The organism is Desulfosoma profundi (assembly GCF_055387865.1).
The window spans coordinates 184,928-205,826 of record NZ_AP042420.1; the positions used below are offsets into that span (position 1 = coordinate 184,928).

15 protein-coding genes, 1 tRNA gene and 1 riboswitch are annotated in these 20,899 nt (G+C 57.4%); of the genes, 2 read left to right on the forward strand and 14 right to left on the reverse strand.

The annotated features are described in order from the left end of the window. Window positions 1-9 precede the first annotated feature (9 nt). The 14 genes from cbpB to ACZ5K9_RS00805 all read right to left on the reverse strand — a co-directional run bounded on the left by cbpB (window position 10) and on the right by ACZ5K9_RS00805 (window position 19,028). Window positions 10-1,401: a peptide-modifying radical SAM enzyme CbpB gene (gene cbpB / locus ACZ5K9_RS00740; protein WP_464272528.1), complete on the reverse strand. Its 1,392-nt coding sequence runs from the start codon at window positions 1,399-1,401 to the stop codon at window positions 10-12. 240 nt (window positions 1,402-1,641) lie between these two features. Continuing rightward, a riboswitch (cobalamin riboswitch) is annotated at window positions 1,642-1,873 on the reverse strand. A 27-nt stretch (window positions 1,874-1,900) separates the two neighbouring features. Beyond that, window positions 1,901-2,740 carry an alpha/beta hydrolase family protein gene (locus ACZ5K9_RS00745; protein ID WP_464272529.1) on the reverse strand — a complete coding sequence of 280 codons (840 nt, stop codon included), beginning with the start codon at window positions 2,738-2,740 and terminating at the stop codon, window positions 1,901-1,903. A 145-nt stretch (window positions 2,741-2,885) separates the two neighbouring features. Further along, complete coding sequence (locus ACZ5K9_RS00750; RefSeq protein WP_464272530.1) at window positions 2,886-3,329, reverse strand: Hsp20/alpha crystallin family protein; 444 nt, start codon at window positions 3,327-3,329, stop codon at window positions 2,886-2,888. Between the two features lie 397 nt (window positions 3,330-3,726). Then, on the reverse strand, window positions 3,727-3,981 hold the full coding sequence (locus ACZ5K9_RS00755) for a hypothetical protein (RefSeq protein WP_464272531.1): 255 nt from the start codon (window positions 3,979-3,981) through the stop codon (window positions 3,727-3,729). 158 nt (window positions 3,982-4,139) lie between these two features. Next, complete coding sequence (locus ACZ5K9_RS00760; protein WP_464272532.1) at window positions 4,140-4,550, reverse strand: hydrogenase iron-sulfur subunit; 411 nt, start codon at window positions 4,548-4,550, stop codon at window positions 4,140-4,142. Then, window positions 4,547-7,423, reverse strand: coding sequence for an FAD-dependent oxidoreductase (locus ACZ5K9_RS00765; RefSeq protein WP_464273916.1), 2,877 nt, complete (start codon window positions 7,421-7,423; stop codon window positions 4,547-4,549). The genes ACZ5K9_RS00760 and ACZ5K9_RS00765 overlap by 4 nt, the downstream gene beginning before the upstream one ends. Window positions 7,424-7,441: 18 nt before the next feature. Continuing rightward, on the reverse strand, window positions 7,442-7,621 hold the full coding sequence (locus tag ACZ5K9_RS00770; protein ID WP_464272533.1) for an FAD-dependent oxidoreductase: 180 nt from the start codon (window positions 7,619-7,621) through the stop codon (window positions 7,442-7,444). Further along, a complete protein-coding gene (locus ACZ5K9_RS00775; RefSeq protein WP_464272534.1) occupies window positions 7,618-9,090 on the reverse strand; it encodes a (Fe-S)-binding protein in 1,473 nt (490 codons plus the stop codon). Before ACZ5K9_RS00775 ends, ACZ5K9_RS00770 begins: the two co-directional genes overlap by 4 nt. Then, on the reverse strand, window positions 9,087-9,635 hold the full coding sequence (locus ACZ5K9_RS00780) for a hydrogenase maturation protease (protein ID WP_464272535.1): 549 nt from the start codon (window positions 9,633-9,635) through the stop codon (window positions 9,087-9,089). Before ACZ5K9_RS00780 ends, ACZ5K9_RS00775 begins: the two co-directional genes overlap by 4 nt. Window positions 9,636-10,213: 578 nt before the next feature. After that, complete coding sequence (locus ACZ5K9_RS00785; RefSeq protein ID WP_464272536.1) at window positions 10,214-11,269, reverse strand: hypothetical protein; 1,056 nt, start codon at window positions 11,267-11,269, stop codon at window positions 10,214-10,216. 644 nt (window positions 11,270-11,913) lie between these two features. Next, the gene (locus ACZ5K9_RS00790) at window positions 11,914-14,517 is read right to left on the reverse strand and encodes a hybrid sensor histidine kinase/response regulator (protein ID WP_464272537.1); all 2,604 of its coding nucleotides are present in this window, start codon (window positions 14,515-14,517) and stop codon (window positions 11,914-11,916) included. Window positions 14,518-14,562: 45 nt separating this feature from the next. Continuing rightward, window positions 14,563-15,693, reverse strand: coding sequence for an ABC transporter substrate-binding protein (locus tag ACZ5K9_RS00795; RefSeq protein ID WP_464272538.1), 1,131 nt, complete (start codon window positions 15,691-15,693; stop codon window positions 14,563-14,565). An 830-nt stretch (window positions 15,694-16,523) separates the two neighbouring features. Then, window positions 16,524-18,491 carry a methyl-accepting chemotaxis protein gene (locus tag ACZ5K9_RS00800; protein ID WP_464272539.1) on the reverse strand — a complete coding sequence of 656 codons (1,968 nt, stop codon included), beginning with the start codon at window positions 18,489-18,491 and terminating at the stop codon, window positions 16,524-16,526. A 27-nt stretch (window positions 18,492-18,518) separates the two neighbouring features. Continuing rightward, on the reverse strand, window positions 18,519-19,028 hold the full coding sequence (locus tag ACZ5K9_RS00805; protein ID WP_464272540.1) for a chemotaxis protein CheW: 510 nt from the start codon (window positions 19,026-19,028) through the stop codon (window positions 18,519-18,521). A gap of 176 nt (window positions 19,029-19,204) precedes the next feature. On the opposite strand from ACZ5K9_RS00805, the gene ACZ5K9_RS00810 reads away from it, so the two are divergent. Both ACZ5K9_RS00810 and ACZ5K9_RS00815 read left to right on the forward strand, forming a co-directional pair. After that, window positions 19,205-19,281, forward strand: a tRNA-His gene (locus tag ACZ5K9_RS00810). Window positions 19,282-19,482: 201 nt separating this feature from the next. Further along, window positions 19,483-20,583 carry a potassium channel family protein gene (locus ACZ5K9_RS00815; RefSeq protein WP_464272541.1) on the forward strand — a complete coding sequence of 367 codons (1,101 nt, stop codon included), beginning with the start codon at window positions 19,483-19,485 and terminating at the stop codon, window positions 20,581-20,583. Window positions 20,584-20,899 lie beyond the last annotated feature (316 nt).

The following is a 20,899-nucleotide window of genomic DNA, read 5'->3' on the forward strand; positions in this document are numbered from 1 at the left end:
CTTGCACGATCAAGCGCACCGATACGTCTCTTCGGTTTCCTTATCCCACCCGTCCCATAGATACGCCGCTTCCCGCCCATGGGCGATGACCCGGAAAGCGTAGCGCACCTGCTCTTCATAAAAACGGCAATAGGGACTGGGGGCATCGAGTCGACCTTCGACCGCCTGGACCTCTGCAGGACAGGGCGCCCCGCAGAAGTGCCGAATGGCGCACCGCCGACACGGTTCGATCTTTTCCACAATCCTGGAAGTCACCGCCTGGAAAGGACGGCTCTCCAAAAGAGTTTCCACATCGTCCCGGAAAAGATTCCCTCCCCGATACTCGGGAAACCCGATGAACTCACTGCACGGAAACACATCCCCGTGGGCCGACACCGCCAAGAAGCAGCGTCCTCCACCACACGGAGAAATGTCGCACATCAGCCGACGTCCGGTGGGGCCGACAACTCCCGCCAAGACATTAGCAAAGTTGGCCACGACGAGCTTCCGTCCGGTTCTCTCAAACAGTTCGTAGCTCCGGTCCAACGCCGAACAAAACGATTCAGCCAAGACCTCGTCGTTTGGTTTGAGCTCCATGCCCCCGCTGCGGGTGCATCGAACCGGATTGAACATGACAACACCCACGCCGGCGTCATGGTAAAAATCCACAAGTTCCGGAAGCAGCGCCACGTTTTCCCGGGTCACCGTGGTGATCACGTTGAAAGCCGGGTACGACGCCAACTGCTCCATTACCCTCACCACTTGGGAAAAAGCACCCTGTCCATGCCAGTTCTTCCGCACGGCATCCGCGGTGGCCGCCACATGGGCATCCAGGGAAATGCCGATGCCCACACCCCGGGATGTGAGGAAGTCCATGGCCTCATTGTCCAAGAGCGTGGCATTGGTCTGGACGCCGAAAAGAAAGCGGTCGCCGTAGCGATCGATAGCCGTGAACACGGCGTGCCGAGCCAGCATGGGTTCCGAACCATGGAAGATGAGCTGAGGTTTGACCCCCGGTTCTCCGTTCCGCTCGAAATACGCGAGAAGGCGTTCGAGGGCGAGGCACAGCTCCTCTTCCGTCATCGTCCGGCCGTTTCGACGCATGTCTTCCGGTAAGTAACAGTAGGTGCAATTGAAGTTGCAGCGCTCCGTCGGGTTGAAATAGACAGCGGAAGGTTTCAAGCCAAAACGGAGGCGCTGCATCTCCTCCTGGAACACCTCCCTTTGTGCCAAAAAGGATTCCAGCACGCGCCCGGAAAGAGCTTCCGCCAGCGTGTGGACTTCCACAATGGCCCAAAAGGCGCTATCGGGCTCCACAACGGCCACATGGTCCGGCATTCCGATATCGAGGATGGAAAAGCTCGGGCCGTCGCCGGTGTTGGCATAAGGGATACGGCCCGACGGTTGAACTTGGCGTTCCATTTACTTATCCTGTTTTTCTTTCTTGGTGGGGGTCAGCAGAATGTAATGGGACAGCCCCGTCTGGTCTCCCAATTTCCGACATCGCCGACGATAAGAAATGATCCGATCCACTTTTGGCATTGTGTTTTCCTCCTGTTTTTTCAAATGGTCATCGTGCGCAAGGACCGCGGACCAAAGAGAAAGCCCGGAGCCAATCCGCATCACGCCGATTCGCTCCGGGCTTCCTTTGCCATCGGTTACCCGGCATCTTGTTTTCCAGCAGGTCTTCTGGCTCTCGGATCCTCTGAAGGGTTGCGGCCTTCCCCTCGGGGTGGTCCCCGAAAGTGACCGGTCCGATCCCTCGGACCTCTGCGACCCTTCATCCCCGATTACAGCGGCGGGACCGCCACGGATTTGCACCGTGTTCCGGGATGCTGGAAAACCTCTTGCTACCATGACTTATTTTTCACGGACCGAAGCGACTGTCAAGATGTAAGTGATGGGCCTGAACCTGTAGGTCTTAAAGCTCTGGGACTTCTGCCCCAAAGAACAACCTGTGGAGGAACTCCAGCGTTTGCTGCTGATACGCGGTCCTCCCCTGCTCGGAACTCCCTCCGCAAAGCACACGACAGACAACGTCCGTCGGGGATTCCGGATCGCAATGCGTCGCCCAGGGGAAGAAAAAAGATTCCACTTGGAAAGGGATGGCGTCCTCAAGAGCTTTGCCCGACCCATAGGCGTTGCACGGGCCGGGACGGGAGCGGATGCTGACAACGGGAAGCGGCGTCAGCTTTGCCGCCGCCTCGAGCGTCTCAAGATCGGGAACGGCATCCAAAAGCACGAGGGCGTCGATGTCCGCGCCGTCTCCTTGAACTCTGACCGCCGCCTCAACACTTATGGCAGCCCCTGCACTGTGTCCACCAAGAGCTATGCGCTCCGGATCGCCTACGCCATACAACGGATCGCCGGGATCCGACGCCCTTTGCCGAAGCCAGCGGACATGATCTATGAGATTGTCGATTTGGTGGGCTTTTTCAAGAGTCGCTTCATCCACAGGGACGACATTCGGTGTGTAGGTAATGATCCCTGCACACGCATAGGATGCCGCATTGGCCATGTGACGTCCGTAATCTCTCGAAAAACCGTGGGATAAAATAAATATGGGAAAGGGAGCTCCCGGCCGCCTATCCGATCCCTTGGGGAGAAACATGGCCCCTTCAATGCGATCCCCCGCCGCTGTCACTCGAACAAAGTGAGATACCACGGCGCACGATATGTCCGCAGCCGCCGCAGAAGACAAAGCCTGACCGCACACCCCCATCCATACAGCCAACGCCGGCCAGAGCTTATTTTTCATCATCAAACCTCGCTTCGGTCAACAGGGGTTCTCTGCACGGCATAAGCCGCAGCCTGATCCCGCTGAGCCCGATCGAGAGAACGAAAAAGCGGGGGAAAATTCCCCCGCTTTCTTCCACCAAGACCGAAGGGCTTCGTTCGGCCGGAGTTTAATGTTTCACCTCGATCCTCTTGGGCCGGGAAGCTTCCGCCTTGGGAATCTCGATCCGCAAGACCCCGTCTTTGTAAACCGCTTCGATCCCCTCAGACTTCACTTCCGCAGGCAGAGAGAAAGAACGAGCGAAGCACCCATATCGACGTTCCACCCGATGGTAGGACTCGCCTTTTTCTTCTTTCTCCTGCCGTTTCTCACCCTTGACGGTCAGTACATTATCCGTGATGCTGATGTCCAGATCCTTCACATCCACTCCCGGAAGATCGGCTTTGACCACAATTTTGTCTTCCGTTTCGGAGATGTCAAAGGCCGGCACCAGAACCTTTTCGTCGCCCCACACGGCAGGAAGGGCTTCCTCAAAAAACCTGTCCATCCAATCGAAGGCCCTCGGCCATGCAAGGAGCGACTCCCTTCGAGTGCGAGGAACCAATCCCAGCATGTCCACTACCTCCTTTAATGAGAGTTTCTACTGACCTTGACTTCCAATTTCCGATAAAAAAATAATTTCTTCCCCATTCGTGTCAAGTCCCCTTGGGCCTGGCGGGGTATGGCTTTCGCAAGGTTCTGTCCGTGCGCGCTCGGTTGGGGGCACATTGAAGGACTACCGGACAGCAGCTGCCGGAGGAGCTCTATGGCCATCCTCGTTCGGTTCCGCGAACCTGCTCTGGAGTCATGAGTCTGTGCGCAGGAATTTCAGGCGGACGAGAAACCCGCTTTCTCAGGGGCCGGGCTGCGGAAGGCTCGCAGCCGCTTGACTCTCCGGCACTCCCTGAAATTCCGAGCCAAGAAGTCTGCCGGCACCACCCAACGGGATCTTTGGACAACGCGGAGGCAGGTCAAAAGATGTCTTTGTCTCCTGTTTCTTCAAGGAGCTTCTTGAACCGCGCAGAGTTTCTCACCTTTCGGGCGGCAGCCCCTTCCGCGTCTTCCACGGTGAGATGAATTTCACCGCATTCAGGGCATGTGACGTTGATCTGATCCCCGATAATGCGCTCCCGGATTTCATCCACGGTCATGTGTCCGAGAAGTCCGCATCGCGTATCCACTCGCCGCGCCCGGACCCGATAAGGGAAAGTTTTTTCGTCCGGCATGCCATAATCCCTGAAAAAGTTCTTGGTGCCCCCGTGTTCCCGCCCGACTGAAATGGACGGACTCACGGCTTCATGAACACGGCCCCGAGTCCGCATAAGACCGCCGCTTCACAGAACCGAGAGACAGTGTCGGCGGCATTGAGTGTGGAAGGGCGGATTTATGGACCCAGAGCCAGGGTCTCCACCGTCTTTGCCATTTCTCGACAGGCCTCCACGAATTTTTCCGCCTCAGACGAAGCGCACCATACCATCCGAAATCGTTCCGACTCCAACCCCATAACTTCCATCATTTCAACAATCACCGCCCGTCGTGCTTCCGCCCTCAGATTCCCATCCTTGTAGTGGCATTCCCCCGGCCGACACCCCATCACCAGCACCCCGGCCGCTCCAAGATGGAAAGCTTCCATGACCAAATTGGGATGGACCATCCCGGAACACATCACCCGAACGATCCGCACGGTTTCTGGATAGTCCATGCGCCGTATTCCGGCCAAGTCCGCTGCACTGTAAGCACACCAATGGCAGGCAAACACAATGATTCTTCCACTGCGGTCACGAGACCCCATCATGCCGCTCCACTTTCTTGCGGACGCAGAAGGGCATGAATCTGTCTGGAAAGCTGCGCGACGCTGAATCCGGCAACGCGGATGCCGTCTTTTGGGCATGTCGCCTGACATATCCCGCAGCCTTTGCAAAGAGCCGTGTTCACCACGGGAAGCTGGATTGTTTTATTTTCCTCCGAGGATTTTTGGGAACGACCGTCCCACTGGATCGCTTGATAGGGGCACACGTCCACACATAAGGCACACCCGTCACAATTTTCCGAGACCACGTGCGCTTTCACGGCATCCAAAGCTTTGCGTCGGGTGGAGAGAACTGCCGCCGCCCGGGCGGTCACGGCCTGTGCCTGCGTCATCACTTCATCCAAAGATTTAGGCCCATGAGCCAACCCGGCCATGAAAATCCCCTCGGTCAAGAATTCCACCGGCCGCAGCTTGGCGTGGGCCTCCTGAAAGAACCCGTCCGCGTTCAATGGCAGTTTGTAAATCCGGGCCAACTCGGCCACGTCCGGGTGCGGCACAATGGCCGTTGCCAAAATGACGACATCCGCCCGCAAAACAAGAGGCGTATTGAGCACGTGATCGGTCACCCGAACGTAAAGTTCGTTGGGACCGAGACGCACCGTCGGCTTTTCCTGCAGTTCGTAGTGGATAAAAACGACACCTTGTTCTCGTGCTTTTCTGTAAAGGGACTCCCTCAATCCGTAGGTGCGCACGTCCCGGTACAGGATGTAGATTTCCCGGCTAGGGTCTTCCTCCTTCAGCTCCATCGCAGACTGGATGGCATGAGTACAGCAAACGCGGGAGCAGTATGGGCGCCCGGGTTCTCGCGAACCCACGCATTGGATAAAGACAAAGGTTTTGGCTCCCGCGATCCGTTCGTCGCCCACTGTACGCAGCTTGTCGAACTCCAAGGCCGTAAGCACCCGCTGTGATTCAGCGTACCCGTATTCTTCCGGCTTGTGCGCCATCCCGCCCACAGCAAGGACCGTCACGCCGTGATCCACGGTGATGGTCGCCCCTCCCTTTCTGATGGTCGATCGGAAGTTACCCACAAAACCTTCAGCGGCCACCACGTCACTTTTCAAGTACACACTGATGTACGGATGAGACCGGACCCTAGCCGCGAGGCGATCCACAAAGCCCGGAATATCTTCCCCTTTCCAAGTGCGGTAAAGATGGCGGGCGTTGCCCCCGAGCTGGGAACTCTTTTCCACCAGGTGCACCGGAAATCCTTGATCGGCCAAGCCGAGCGCCGTCGTCAACCCGGCAACCCCGCCCCCGACGACCAAGACGGTCGGATTCACATTGACAGTCACCGGCGGCAATGGTTCCTGAAGGGCGACTTTGACCACCGCCATGCGGACCAAGTCCACGGCCTTCTCCGTGGCCGCCTGTGGATCCCGTCCGTGAACCCATGCCGCCTGATTGCGGATATTGGCCATCTCGAAAAGGTATTCGTTCAGACCGGCGTTCTTGAGGGTTTCCCGAAAGAGGTTTTCATGAGTGACCGGTGAACAGGCGGCAACCACCACACGGTTCAGGCGATAGGCTTCAATACTTCGTCGGATCAGTTCCTGGCTGTCATGAGAGCACGCAAAAAGTTTTCTTTCCACATGGGCCACATGAGGCAATCGGGATGCCGCGCGCGCCACCGCTTCCACATCCACGACCCCGGCGATGTTCGACCCGCAGTGACAGATGAAAACGCCCACCCGGGGGGCTTCACGGTCTATGGGACGTTCTTCCGGGAATGTTTTCAGGCAAGATAGGCTGTTGCGCACATCAGCCAAGGGGATGGCCGCCGCCGCGGCCGCCGCCGATCCTTCGAGGACCGCATGGGCAATATCCTTGGGACCTGTCGCCGTCCCGCACACGTAGATGCCCGGCCGCGAACTCTTCACCGGTTCAAAGGACGACGTTTCCACAAACCCATGGGGGTCCGTCTTCACTCCAAGCCGTTCACACAGCTCCTGCACTCCCTGGGGGATCTCCATCCCGACAGACAGCACCACCATGTCGAAGACTTCCCTCAGCCGGCGCCCGTGTTCGGACGGATAATCCACCACGAGGCCGCTGCCATTCTCGGCCGGTTCCAATGCCGGTACCCGACACCGAATGAATCTCACGCCTCGGTCTTTTATTCCATTGTAATAACGCTCAAAATCTTTTCCGGTCGTGCGCATGTCCGTATAAAAAACCGCCACCTCCAGCGACGGGTCACACTCAAGAGCCATGGAGGCTTCTTTGACTGCGGTCATGCAACACACCGTCGAGCAATAGGCGTGGCCCCTGCCCGTCGCCTCGCGACTCCCTACACATTGGACAAAGGCCACTTTACGAACCGGCCTCCCGTCCGAAGGACGCAGGATGGAGCACCGATCGGATCCTGCCGCAGCGAGCATTCTTTCCCACGCGTAAGAAGTGACAACATCGGCATAAAGGCCGTATCCCCAAGGATTGCGCGGTGGAGGTTCAAACGGCTGGAAACCCGAGGCCAAAATCACCGACCCGACGGTAACCGTCACACGGTGTTCTTGGTTGTCAAAGCGCACCGCATCCGCCGGGCAGACCTTCTCGCACGCCCGGCAGATTCCACCTGTGAGGTGAAGGCATCGGCGTCCGTCAATCTGGTAAGCCAACGGCACGGCTTGGGGGTAACTCAGGAAGATGGCTGACCGCTGGGCATGGGGACCGCATCGGGGATCCTGAACCGTCACTGGGCAGACTCGGGCACACTCCCCGCATGCCACACAGCGGCTGAGGTCCACGTATCGGGGGCGACGCCTCAAGGTTGCCTGAAACCGGGGAGCCTCCCCTTCCAACCGTTCCAGTTCCGTATGGGTCATCAATTCGATGTTGAAGTGCCGACCGCACTCCACCAACTTGGGCGCCAGGATTCACATGGCGCATTCATTCGTCGGGAAAGTCTTGTCCAAGCGAGCCATGGTCCCACCGATGGCCCCGCTGCGTTCCGCAAGGTAGACGAAATATCCCGCTTCCGCCAAATCCAAAGCCGCCTGCAGACCGGAGATGCCTCCCCCGATCACCAGGACAGCGCCCACTTTCTGGCGTATCATGAACCCTCCTTACGTTGAGAGTCCCAAGTCCCATCCAGGGCTTCCGCCACCAACTCCCACAAGAGTTTGACGTCCACAGAGAGGTCGTATTCCTTGCACAGGCTTTTCAGGATTTGGTCACGGCAGTTATGACAGGCCGTCACCACCATCGCCGCTCCTGTGCGCCGAATCTGGCGCGCTTTATACCTGCCGAAGAAAACCCTCTCCTCATGGAACGGCAAAGCGGCGAGACCTCCGCCCGCTCCACAGCAAAAGGCTTCCTCACGATTGGGATTCATCTCCACCAGATTAAGGCCACAGTGGTGGAGAATCTCCCGGGCTTGTTCGTCATAAGCGTTTCCAAAGGCTTTGAGGGACTTGCGACTGAAATGACACGGATCATGGTATGTGGCCGTTCCGGGAAAACGATCCGCTCGCACCCGAATCTTCCCGCTTCGGAGGTAGTCAATCAAAAGGTCAAAGAGCGTGAGCACCTGAAAATGTTTCGCTTCCTGCGCATACCATCGTTCCAAAGCCATGCGGAAGGCAAAGTAGGCATGGCCGCATTCGGGCAAGAGCAAAGCCTCGCAGTCGAGCCGACGCATAGTCTCGACCACCCGCCCGACTCCGATCCTGATCGCCTCGTCGTCTCCCGTGTAGACCCCCCACTGCACGCCATCCCACGACTCCGTGGGGACAGTCCAAGATTCCCGAGCGGCGTAGAAAATCTTCCACCAGTGCTTCATCTCCCACGGTTCTGCAAAGGGTTCCTTGGAATTGACAGTGACCAAAAGGCGTGCTCCCCGGACATCCAAAGGCACCCGAAACCCCGGGCACTCTTCTTCGGCCAGCTCATGGGCCACCGCCTCGCAGCAGGCAATGAAATCCTGTTGAGGAATTCCCAGGCTGTTGCCCGTCTCCAAAAGGGTCATCACCCCCTTGTGGAGAGGACCAGGCACCCGATCCCGTTCCCAGGCCCGACGGATCGTCATGATGAGCCCGGTAATCTCCACCCCCGCGGGGCATGCCTGCTCGCATTTGGCACACAGGGTGCATTTCCAGGGCCAGAGCAGCTCCATCAGTTCGCGGTCCATCCCCAAGACCGCCATACGCACGATTCGGCGCGGATCCCACCCGTCCACGCCCGAAATGGGACACACGGCGGCACAGCTCCCACATCCCAAACAGGCGTCGGCCATCCGGGGGTTCAGGCGAAAGGCGCGGGATCGGGGCCCCATGACCAGCCCGCCTTCCATGGCCTCCGAGGGTTCTGAGGGCGCGGCAGACGGGGAGGTTATCTGCCGGATCTGCAGCGCCGAGGCGTCCAGACCGTAGGCGTGGCACAACTTGATGAACTCTTCCTCGTCCACTAAATAGCGCTTGCCCGGCACACGCCGCGCGGGCAATCGTCCGCTTCGAATCCAGTTGCGGATGGTGTTGCGATGCACTCCAAGCTGTTCCGCCAAGCGCCCGATCTGGACCACAATCACGGCTGTTCTCCCGTCTTTTCCGTCGGCGTGTTTTCCGAAAACGGTCGCAACCCCGTCTCCAGACGCCCCAAAAGTTCGTGGACGGCCCGCGGGACGGCCCGGGCCACCGTCGGGGATAATCCCGGAGCCACGTGGTCCGGCAAGGATTGCGCCTGCACGGCCAAAACCGCCACATGCACCCCGCCCTCCTCGGAGAGCTCCCGGAGGAGGTTCGCCGAGGGGAATTGGTGCATGAGAAAGTCCGCCCGTTTGACCGATGGCAGGGCATCGGCCGAAAGCCAGAACAATTCGCCTGGGGTCCGCCCCGGAATCTGGACCGCATCCACGATCAAGAGCACCTCGGGCTTCTGCGGGCTCAAGACGAGATCGAACAAGAGATCACTGGCGGCGGTTCCCGCATCCAAAACACAGACATGAGGCGGCAGGGCGCCGGAAGCCGTCAAAGCCTCAACCACCGCCGGTCCAAACCCATCGTCGCCGAAAAGGGTGTTGCCGCACCCCAAGACCACACAGGAGGCGGAAAACAGCCGGCTTCGTTCGCTCATGACACAAAGTCCTCTCCGGTTTTTGTGCATGTTGTGCATCGCACGTCTTCCTATCGTCTGGTCTCGCGGTTGTCAACCCAGAAAGGAGTGGTCGGTGTGCGGACTGCCCGGGGGGGAGCGCCGTATTGCCTTTTGTGCCGGGAGGTTATGGGAGACGTGGAGTTTCGGGAGCCGTACGGGCATCGAGCGCCCACAAGGCCTTCTTCGGGAGAGGATTTTGAACAGACTTTTCGGAAACACCGAACGAGCCTGCGCCCAAAAAGCGGCATCCGGAAATACGAAAACATCTCACTGAAGCGAGGCTCTTATGTGTCCAGGTAGTCCAGGAAGGGGCCGCTGAGATGTTAGGGAACGACCCGCTTGGATCGTCACACACCCATCCAGACGCGTTTCCAGGATCACGTCACAGGGGATGTCCAGAGAATGTGGGGCACAAACGGCGTTCTGCCATCGCCCGGATTCCCGAAGTCAATCCGCCACAACACGGGAATGGTTTCGCGGTCATGGAGCTGCCATTGGACGCGCACAGGGGCTCCCACTTGAGAAATGGAAAGGGGACCGAGGTGTTGCAAGAAGTCCTAGACCACCAAGTCAATCTGGGCGATCACGCCGGCAGTCCGATCCTCCCTGAGAAAGATCCCGGCCTGCCTCATGGCTCCCTGCAGCCCACCCTGTGCGTCTTTAAAATGAAAGGGGGCGATCACGCGATCGAGGGAGATCGCTGCGATGCCGACATCAGAAAGGCTCAACAGGGCATCCTCACCTGTCGCCGGCTTCACCCAAAGTCTCAACCGGCGTAATACGGCATCGCCATCATCAATCCATCCATTTCCGTCATCGTCGTAAAACGCCAGCTCCGCAAAGCCGTCTCCCGTTGTGGGGCCAAAGAGCTCGCCTCCATCTTTGATCTGCCCATCCCCGTCTTTGTCGAGGGCCAAAAATCCGCTCCCGTGGGACACAAAGGGGATTCGTTCCGTCGTGCCATCCCCGTGCAGGTCAAAGGGATACAATGTCTCGCCGAAGCGGATGGTTCCGCCCCCGAAGTCCACCACGAGTGGATCGGAAACTCTGGCGTTGCCGGCCGTCAGATGAGTGGACCGCTCCATGGCATAAGTGCGAGACATGGAAAACGACAGGGTAAAGGCGAAAGTCTCCCCGTCAGTGGTCTGAATGGTTCCTTCAGCGCTCAGTGAGAGCTCCTCCGACTCCGAGAACGTCTCCCTTGCGTCGTAATCGACTTCCCACACCAAGCCCCCTGTGCTCCCAGAACTTTGCGTCCCTTGCGGGCTTGGTGCTGCCTCATGGGAGTCGTCTGCAGAAGAAGTGATGTCTTTCAGAGACAGAGGAACAATCTTGATCTCTTTTCCTGTGAGCATCTTGACGAGGGTTTCCACGAGCCGAAGGCGAAAACTTTCTTCGTTTTCTTCTGGACAGGGCACCTCGGCCGATGCCGGGGTCGAGGAAGATGCCTGCATCGACACATCGGTGGAGATACTTCGACGGTCTTCATCATTTGCAGGAGGCCTTTCCAGCCCTCTTGTCCCGATGAAGACCTGCAAAGACTCGTTTCTTTCCAGCCGCGCCTCATACCTTTGGCGACACGAGAACGCGAAGTTGGCATCGGCTATCTTCATGGCCCATCCCCTCCGGAAAGTGCGTCCGAGCGCGGCCTTCTCTTCGCGTTTGAAAGACCGGCAACCATTCTTTTTCCCCGATGTCCTCCCCACTCAATGCGGTAATCGGCAAATTTCCTGATTTTCATAAGGTAAAACTGAGAAAGGGGAAACCATGCAGCGAGTTGTGAACTAAAGGAAGTTATCAAACTTGAGATATTTTTGAGCAAAAAAGGCGACTCTATCCGTCCGGTTTCCGCCAAGACCATTTTGTCTGTTTTGCTTCTTGATGCGTGAGACGCGTCTTTGCCAAGAATTATCTTAACGACAATATCACGGTGAATTTAAGCCTCTTTTAGGCTATAGGCTTTTCACTCTCATTGTCTCCGGGCAGCGCATCGGTGTGGATGTTTGAAGGTCAGCCCACACCGTCTCGTTCCACGTGTTCAGGGTTATCTTAATGCCAAAGGCCATCCACGGCACTGTTGTCCTCGTCGGGGCGCCCTCCGTGATCGCCCCGATACCAGGCTACCCCCTGCCCCAAAAGACCGCACGGATTCAGGGCACACACGAGGGTTTGCCCCTACGGTAACGTTGCTCATAGCGGGCATGGATAGGAGATCATGACCACACAACAATAAAGCGATGGCGGGGATCGCCCGGATTCAGGGTGCTGAGTTTCTATGGACGAGGACAAGATCCAAAATGTTCAGAAGGTCCTTGATCCGATAGGGTTTTCCCAGCACGGCCACATTCTCGGCCAACCCCAGGCTTTCGGTCACTAAGCCCCCAACGTATCCACTGGCGATAACGACAGCCGTTTCCGGGTACAGGCGACGAACTTCCTTAAAACATGCCGCCCCACCCATGCCGGGCATGTTGTAGTCGAGAATTATGGCATCCACGTGTGCCCGTGCCTCGGCGAGCCGAGCCAGGGCTTCTTCACCCGAGTGTGCCATGAGGACGTCGAAACCTTCTGCGTTCAGGCATTCCGACACGAATTCCAGCACATTTTTTTCATCATCCACCACCAGAACGGTTCGCCGTTTTTCACCGATGGCTCCTTTTTCTCTCACGATTCTGTCTTCTACAGGTTTCGCTGGGAGGTCTTTGGCGGTCGGCAGGGCTCGGGCTGGCAACGTGATGGTGAAGGTCGTGCCCCGGCCGACGCTGCTCTCACAGGTAATGGAGCCACCGTGCCGCGTGACGATGCCGTAGACCGTGGAAAGCCCTAGGCCGGTCCCTTTCCCCGGCTCTTTGGTGGTAAAAAACGGATCGAAGATCCGTTCCCGAATCGGCTCCGGAATGCCATGGCCCGTGTCTGAGACCGAAAGAACAACCCCTTCGGATCCATCGGGAAGGACTTTCTTCTTCGTCGTCACACGGATCCGTCCCTCGCTCCCTTCGGGAATCGCATCCCGGCCGTTCACCACGAGATTGATAAGGATCTGTTCCAGCTGGAGGCGATCCCCATCCACCGGAGGAAGATCGGCAGCCAAGTCTTCCTCAAGCCGGATCATTCGTGGGATGTTGCGGCTGAGAAAACTCAGGGTGTCCCTGACGAGGGTGTTGAAATCCAGGATCTCCGGGGCCGCTTCGTCCTGTCGCGCAAAGGTAAGCATCCGCCGAACCAATTCCGCCCCTCGATCGGCGGCTTCCTGCACCCGCACGAGCCATCGGCTCTTTGGGTCCTGCGGGTCCGTGTGCTTAAGCAAAAGATCCAAATACCCGGTCATGGCCTGCAGCAGATTGTTAAATTCATGAGCGATGCCGCTGGCCAAGGTGCCTAAGGATTCCATTTTCTGGGCGTGGGACACGATCTTTTCGAGTTCTTGAGCTCTTCTTTCGGCGTGGATCTTGGCCGTAATATCGCGAGCCATCACTCGAATACCCCGAACCGATCCTTCATCGTTACGAATCGGCTGTGCCGAGACCTCTATGGTCTTCGAAAGACCCCGTGTGTCTTGGAACTCGAATGTGACGAGCTCTCCCGCCCCACGGCCCTCCTCAATTCTCCGGAAGAAGACTTCCATGGCCCGCGCCGTCTCCGGGTGCGCCATGTCGGCCAAGGAGAATGGATGTGCGGGGGGAGGATCCAAGCCCAAGAGGCTGCTAAAAGCACTGTTGTGGAATGTCACGATGCCCGCCTTATCCAGTTCGAAATAGGCTTCGTCGATGCTTTCCAAAATGTCTCGGTATCGTCTTTCACTGCGCTCCAACCTCTCCTGCACCTCAAGCAAGGCCTTTTGCCGCAAGAGCAGGGCTTCCTCGCGTTCCTGCACCGCCCGGCTCATCTCTCGAAAGCGCTCTGCAAAAACCCTTAGTTCGGCAAAAGTGCCCTTGAAGTCGGGCCATGACGTTTCATCATCATCCCGACCTTCGGCGATGCGCTGCACCTGCCGAGTCAGGCTTTCCACGGGACCGACGACCACCGCCTGAAGCCGTCGCATGAGACCCCAATGGGCTACACCGAGGAAGGTGAAAAACAAGACGAAGCCCGTCATGGCGACTCCCACGACGGGGTAAAGCGCCGGAAACAAAGGATAGGCCACGAGGACCACCCATCCCCAGGGATCCACGCGCCAGCTGGTGCCATAGACGGTGGTTCCGGCCAGAGACCCCAAGAGTCTCGTGCCTTCCGGATGCGCCAGAGCCCGCGCCACGAGGGGTTCATGACCCACGTTTTCCTGTTCTTGCACCATGCGGGCTTCGGGGTGGACAATGAGGTTGCCGTACCGGTCGGTGATCCAGATGATCCGGTGCGGGACCTTTCGGAGATAAGCATCGATCAATCTTTGTACGCGCCCCAGATCCAATTCCCCCACAACCGTTCCCCATGGAGTAGAGATCATGGTGGCTACCGTCACGGATTTGAAATCGGAACGGTAGTACGGCACCGAAATAATGGGCCACTCGCTCCTGTTCGGAAAAAGCGAAAGTGATGGAGGCGAGGCGTTCTCCGTCACTAACGCTCCCAGCCCACGGTGAAAAACCAGGTATGAATCCGCCGTGACGAGAAAAACGCGATGATAGGACAAGGGGGCTTCATGCAGGAAAACTTTTTCGCCAAGGCGGTCCACTGCCGCAGAGGACCCGCCGAACAAACGCAGGTCTTGATCCGCGGCCACGAGCAGGCTCGACACGTAATTGTCCACGCTCCAGCTGAGCACCCGATGTTCTTCTTCCAGTTGAACGATTCGCCAGGCAATCAGCCCACAGGTGGTCAGCACGGCCAGCACCAGCAAAGGCAGGAGGAGCCGGCGATGCAAGAAACTCCGGATGACTTTAAAAAGTGGAGTATCCCTCATGACTTTTCAAGGAAAATGATGTTTGACAAAATGGCCGTTTTGCACGCCCACTAGGAAGCTCTCAGCATGCACATCACCGTACGCGTCCATGACCATCCGGCCGAACAAGCCGTCGAATTCCCGAGGCTGAGACAACGCCTCACGAATCTTCTCAGGCCGGCCCCCAACGGATTCGAGCACGACCCCTAGAAAACGTACTGTATCATAGCCGCGGACGGCCGCGAAGGCCGGCATCGTTCCGAAACGCCTTTGATACGAGCGAACAAAATCCTGAGCCATGGGAACCTCTTCCACCGGCGGATCGTTGGTGGCCAAAATAATGGATTCGGCCGCGGTTCCAGCCTCTGTGATCAACCGATCGGTCTGAGCCCATCCGACCCCGAAAAGGAATGCACGAACTTTCAAGCGGACCAAAGGCACGAGCAGCTTCGCCGTCTCTTCTGCTGAAGCGATGAGAAGGACCGCGTCGGGGTCATGCCGCGACACATCTTCGGCCAGGGAGAGCGCCGAACTTTCCTCAAGGCGCGAAAAACCCGTGACGAATAAGATCTTACCGCCAAGTGCCTCCAGAGCTTGAGTAAAGTCTCGAGCCCATGGTTCCGTGTAACCCGGGTTTTTCGCATCGTAAACAATGGCGGCCCCAAGGAGTCCCCGACCGGCCAAATGGCGCGCCAAAAGCCGTGCCGGAGCTCCAGTATCCGGTCTGAGGCGAAAAAACAGGTCCTTCTTCCCGGACAGGAGCGCGCTGGAGGCCACAGGAGAAATGAGGGGCACTCCAAACTCTTCCAGGTGCAGAAGCGCCGCGAGGCATTGGGTGCTCAACATGTGCCCGAGGATGATCGAAGCCCCTTGGCGGACAAGAATTTCACGGGCTCTTTGTGCCCCTTCCAATGTGCCTTCGTCATTTTGAACAAGAAGCTCCAGGGGGCGTCTGCCGATGCCGCCTCGACGGTTGATTTCCTCAACGGCCAGCCGAGCCCCATTGCGCGCGTGAATCCCTAGGTCCGCATAGCTTCCGGTGAGCACGGCGGCCAGGCCGATGCGAATCGGCTCTTTTTGGCATCCCCACAAAAAAAGCCCGAGGAGAATGGGCACCAGCCCAAGGCTTTTTCGCAGTCTTTTGGCTTTACGTAACACCGCCTTATAGCCCCCAAAGCCTTCTCTCTCTTAAGCGCACCAAGGGTCGAATGAAAAGTTTCGAAAATGCTCTCGGCTTAACAGTTTATCTGGCAATGCTGGTTCAATCCATCTTTCCGAGGGGCGTCGTCCTCGCCGTTCGCCAGGCCTTCGACCGGTTTCAGCACCACAAGGAGGATTTGCGATCCGTCCAATCGAAACATGCCGACACTCTCATCGGTATGGATACATGTCATCTCTAAAAAACTTCGAGCGACTGGAAAAGACCCAGCCCCAAAACCATGGGTACAAGGTAAGGACAAAAAAACTTTTCGCCAGCTTTCCTCAGACTCACCAAACAAGAAAGGTTAGAAAATCGCCGACATCGGAACCAGACGACCTCGTACTTTTAAGCAATTCCATAACCCAATGGGCTTTCTTGGCAGAGTCGCCAAAAACAACCCATTGGGGTCACGAGGGCGCCGATTCTCATTTCTCTGATGGATTCCTGAAGAGCCCGGCTGACCACCTGCCGAACTCCTCAACACGCATGGTTGATTTTCTGACCCATGATCACAATGGCAAGGCCGTCTGCAGCCGTTGGCACCGCCGCAATCATGGTCAGGAGAGTAGTCTGTAACAGGGTCTCGTCTTAGAAAAACAAGCAACGCGAGATGCTCACTCAGACGAATAACCTAAGGCAGCTCTCCGGTATGACCGGAGGGATGCGCTCCTGCGCTCACTTAGGTGCCCGATCCTCACCTTCGAGCCACCAACCACCCAGACACCATGCGAACGCCGAAGAGGTCATCCCTCCAAGAAACTTATGTTCACCGTTTCGAGGCAAGCCTCTAGAAATCCTTAAAGTCCTCATCAAATGGGATAAGCTCTTCCGGCTTTTGGGGTTTAGACACCTTCGCCAAAGCCCCCCCGGCTTTTCCATTACCGGCCTTTTTGGCCGGTTTTTCCTCCGCAGTCGTTGATTGACCGTAGACGGGACGGCTGAACCGGGTGGTCTCTTTTTTCTTACGGAATATCCTGATTCCCCCCGCTTTACCGTCGCCTCCCACCAGGGCCGCCAGTCGCATCACGTATTGGTGCATTTGTTCGGCTTGGGCATGGAGTTCCTCAGCCGCCGACGCGGACTCTTCGGCATTGGCCGCATTCCTCTGCACCACCTTATCCATTTCAGCTACGGCCCGGTTGACCTGATCAATCCCTTCGGCTTGTTCTCCCGAGGCTGCCGCGATCTCACCCACTAGTTCCCCAATCCGGCTGGAGCCCTGCGCAACCTTAACGAAAGCGTCATTGGCTTCCCCAAGGGCACGATCCCCCTGCCGGACCTTGGTCACTGTGTCTTCAATGAGCTGAGCCGTGTTACGCGCCGCTTCAGCCGCCCGCATGGCAAGGTTTCGCACCTCGTCGGCCACCACCGCAAACCCCGCCCCCGCTTCTCCCGCCCTGGCCGCTTCCACGGCGGCGTTGAGGGCCAACAGGTTGGTTTGGAAAGCGATTTCGTCAATGGTCTTAATGATTTTTTGTGTTTCTTCACTGGCCGAAGCGATCTGGCGCATGGATTGGGTCAAGGCTTCCATGGATCTTTGGGCCTCTTGAATGTCGCGCAGGGCCGCTTTCACGATGGCGTCCGCCTGACTGGCATTATCCGCGTTTTGACGCGTCATGGAAGCCATCTCCTCCAGAGCCGAGGAGGTCTCTTCAAGAGACGCCGCTTGTTCGCTGGAACCTTCCGCCAGCTGTTGGCCCGCTCCCGACACCTGGGACGCCGCCGCCGCCACCTGTTCGGCGCCTTCCTTGAGGCCGGTCACTGATTCCATGATGGGTTGGGTCAACCGTCGAGAAAACACATAAAACACGCCAAGGGTGATGAGAAGCGCCGCGATTCCAATGGTGAGCATCCCCGTGACCTGACGGCGCACCGGCTCGAGAAATTCCGATGCCGGCTGGGTCGCACCCACCATCCACCCGTTGATGCCTACGGGAGCATAACCGGAGATTTTCTTGTCCCCTTTAAAGACATAGTCGACCACCCCCGCCGTGCCTGAAGCCAAGGCTTTGGCGAGGCTTTCCAGCCCAGGGGTCTTGGTGAGGTCCAGCTTCAGGATGAAATCCTTGTTGGGGTGCGAAATAATAAGGCCATGTTGGTCCACCATATAGGCATAGCCGGTCTTGCCCACTTTGGTCCTATTGAGGGTATCGATAAGGAAATCTATTCTGGCGGTCAGTCCGAGCATACCCTGAAAAGCCCCGTTTGGTCCTTTCAGCGGCACGGCAACCACAACGACCGGCTGATTGGAAACCTTGGAAATGACCGGCTCCCCAATAACAACCTCCCCGGTCGCCTTCGCTTTTTGGAAATAAGGTCGTTCGGCAATCTTGACCCCTTTGTACACATCCGTTTTGCCGTCGGCGGTGATCCCGGCATAAAGCGCCCCCGCGGCATCGGAGACAAAAACTCCTTCATAATTGTCACCGATGTTCTTAAGAAGTAACAGAAACTCACGGTTCAGGGCTTCAATTTCGGTCTGAGCGGCTTCCGGTCCCTGCAAGATGACTTTTTCCCTCGCCGCCTGGAGCGTGTCGATGGAGGCAAGTGCTCGAGCCGACCACATTTCCCCGTCAAGCACAGCGTTGACCATAGATGCCAACCCTTGGGCTTGAGTGACGGCGGCCTGCTCCGCGACTTCCCGCAGCGCCGAAGCCGCCTTCCATGTGGAAAATGATCCCGTAGCCGCTAGACTTAAGACAACCAAGGTTCCGCCGATGGCCAACAGTTTCCCTTTGAGGCTCCATGTTCGCATGGTTGCTTTCCTTTCGAGCATCACAAATTAAGCCGCCTTTTCCAGAAAGCTCATTTCTTGGCTGGTGAGCACGCGATCGATGTCCAAAAGAATCTTGACGGATTCTCCCGCCTTGGCCATGCCGAGGATGTACTCGGTGGAAAGTCGAGTGCCAAAGGATGGCGTGTCTTCGATGTCATCCTCCTTGATGTTCACCACCTCTGAGACCGAATCGACGACCAGGCCCATCATCACCCGTCCGGCCGCCAAACCTGAAGTCTCCACGACAATAATGCATGTCCGCTCGTTGTAAGGAATGGAGTCCATACCGAACTTCAGCCTCAAGTCGATGACCGGGATGACTTTGCCTCGAAGGTTGATCACCCCCTTGACGAAAACCGGTGTCTGAGGCACTGGGGTGATGGGCATCATGCCGATGATTTCCTTGACTTTGAGAATGCCGATGCCATACTCCTCGCCCCCGAGGGAAAACGTGAGGTACTTGCCTTCCCGAACGCGCGTTTCTTCTTGCCGACTGCCAACCTGTGTCACACTCATGCCTAGCCTCCTTTTTGTCATTTCGTGACCGGCCTTGTAAGCTCGAGCATTTCATCGGACTTATCGGCAGTCGAGGGGGGGAGCTTTAAGCAAAAAAGCCGGGAAAATTTTTTCTTGCCGTCCGGGCATGGTTCGTGTTAGGAAGCCTCTGCTTTCTAAGGGAAAAATATGGTGTGGTGGGTGTAGCTCAATAGGTCAGAGCACTGGGTTGTGGCCCCAGAGGCTGTCGGTTCGAGTCCGATCACTCACCCCATAAAGAACACGAAAGCCGCCGCTCGACGCGGCTTTTTCCATTTCGTGCCTTGAGAAACGGGTCGGGCCGAGGACGGCCGAAGGCCGCCGTGTGTCCTCTAAGGCAGGATCATCCATGGAGCCTAGAATGCGGCGGGGGTCGCACTCGCCCGCCCAGTAGCCGATTCCAGAAGCACTTTTACCCGCAAAGTCGGAGAGCACCATGGCCCGTGGGCCGGCCCCCTTTCGCCAGCGTCTCTTGGTCATAGGAGGATCCTCCCTGATCATTCTGGCTTTTGGGGTTTTCGGCTACATGCATTTGTGCGACTACACCTTCCTCGAAGCCCTCTACATGACCGTGATCACCCTCACCACCGTCGGCTATACCGAAGTGCGGCCGTTGGATCCCACGGGACGCATCTTCACCATTTTCCTCATCGCCAGCGGAGTGAGCCTTGTGGCCTATCATATTGCCTACCTGGGGCAGATGCTCATGGAAGGCAGCATTGTGGAAGTCTACCGGAGGCGTCGCGTGAAGAAACAGCTCCAGAGGATCACAGACCACTACATCATTTGCGGCTACGGCCAAATGGGAAAATTTATCGTGGACCAGCTCCTGCGCCACGACGTTCCCATGGTGGTCATTGAGGTGGACGAAACAGCGGCGGCCCGGCTCCAGGAACTGGGCGTGCCTCATCTCATCGGCGACGCCAAAGAAGAGGAAAACCTCTATGCCGCCGGCATCCTCCAAGCCAAAGGGCTGGTGGCCGTTGTGCATAGCGACACGGACAACGTGTTCATCGTTCTCACCGCACGGGATATCAACCGCAACCTGTTTATCTGCGCCCGAGCCAGTTCTCCCGGCACGGAAAAACGTCTCCTGAAAGCCGGTGCGGATCGTGTGGTTTCTCCCTATGCCAGCGGGGCTCTCAGGATCGCCCAGAACATTCTCCGCCCCACTGTGACGGACTTCCTGGAACTGGCCCTGTCCGGGGAAGGGATGGAGCTGTCCATGGAAGAGATGGTCATTCCGACGGCCTCGGACCTCGCGGGGAAAGATCTCATGCACTCCGGAATTCGCAGCGACTTCAACCTCATCATCGTCGCCATCAAACGTCAAGACGGGGTGATGATCTACAATCCGTCCCCCCGTGAGAAGCTTCACGTGGGGGATACCCTCATCGCCATCGGTCCCCGCAATAATCTGGACCGTTTTGCAGAAAAGCTTTCTGATCCCCGTTCTCCGGGAATGCCTGGTCGTCGCAACGCCCTGAACGGGTCGCCTCCAGCACCGACGGATGACCGAAACGGCTCGAAGACGTGACCCAAGGCGTCGTGCCGGAGGGGCATCTTCTCGTCTTGAGTGATCCATATTCCTTAAAGGGAACGCCTTGTTCCTGCACCTGTCTCCCGGAGGAAAATGGGCCTGTCTCCGAGCGTAAGAACTTTTATAGAGATTGCAGTGAGCACCCCATGGAATGGTGTTGGGGACCAGGCTGCACAGGCCTTCTCCGGACATGTTTTTTGTCTTCCCAAGGGACGGGTGACGTCAGCCGCGGTTGCCGTTGCGTTTGACATCCTCAAAGGCATCCCGTATATGGGATGCGGTAGGTCAGGACTGAATTCCTTTCACTAAAGAT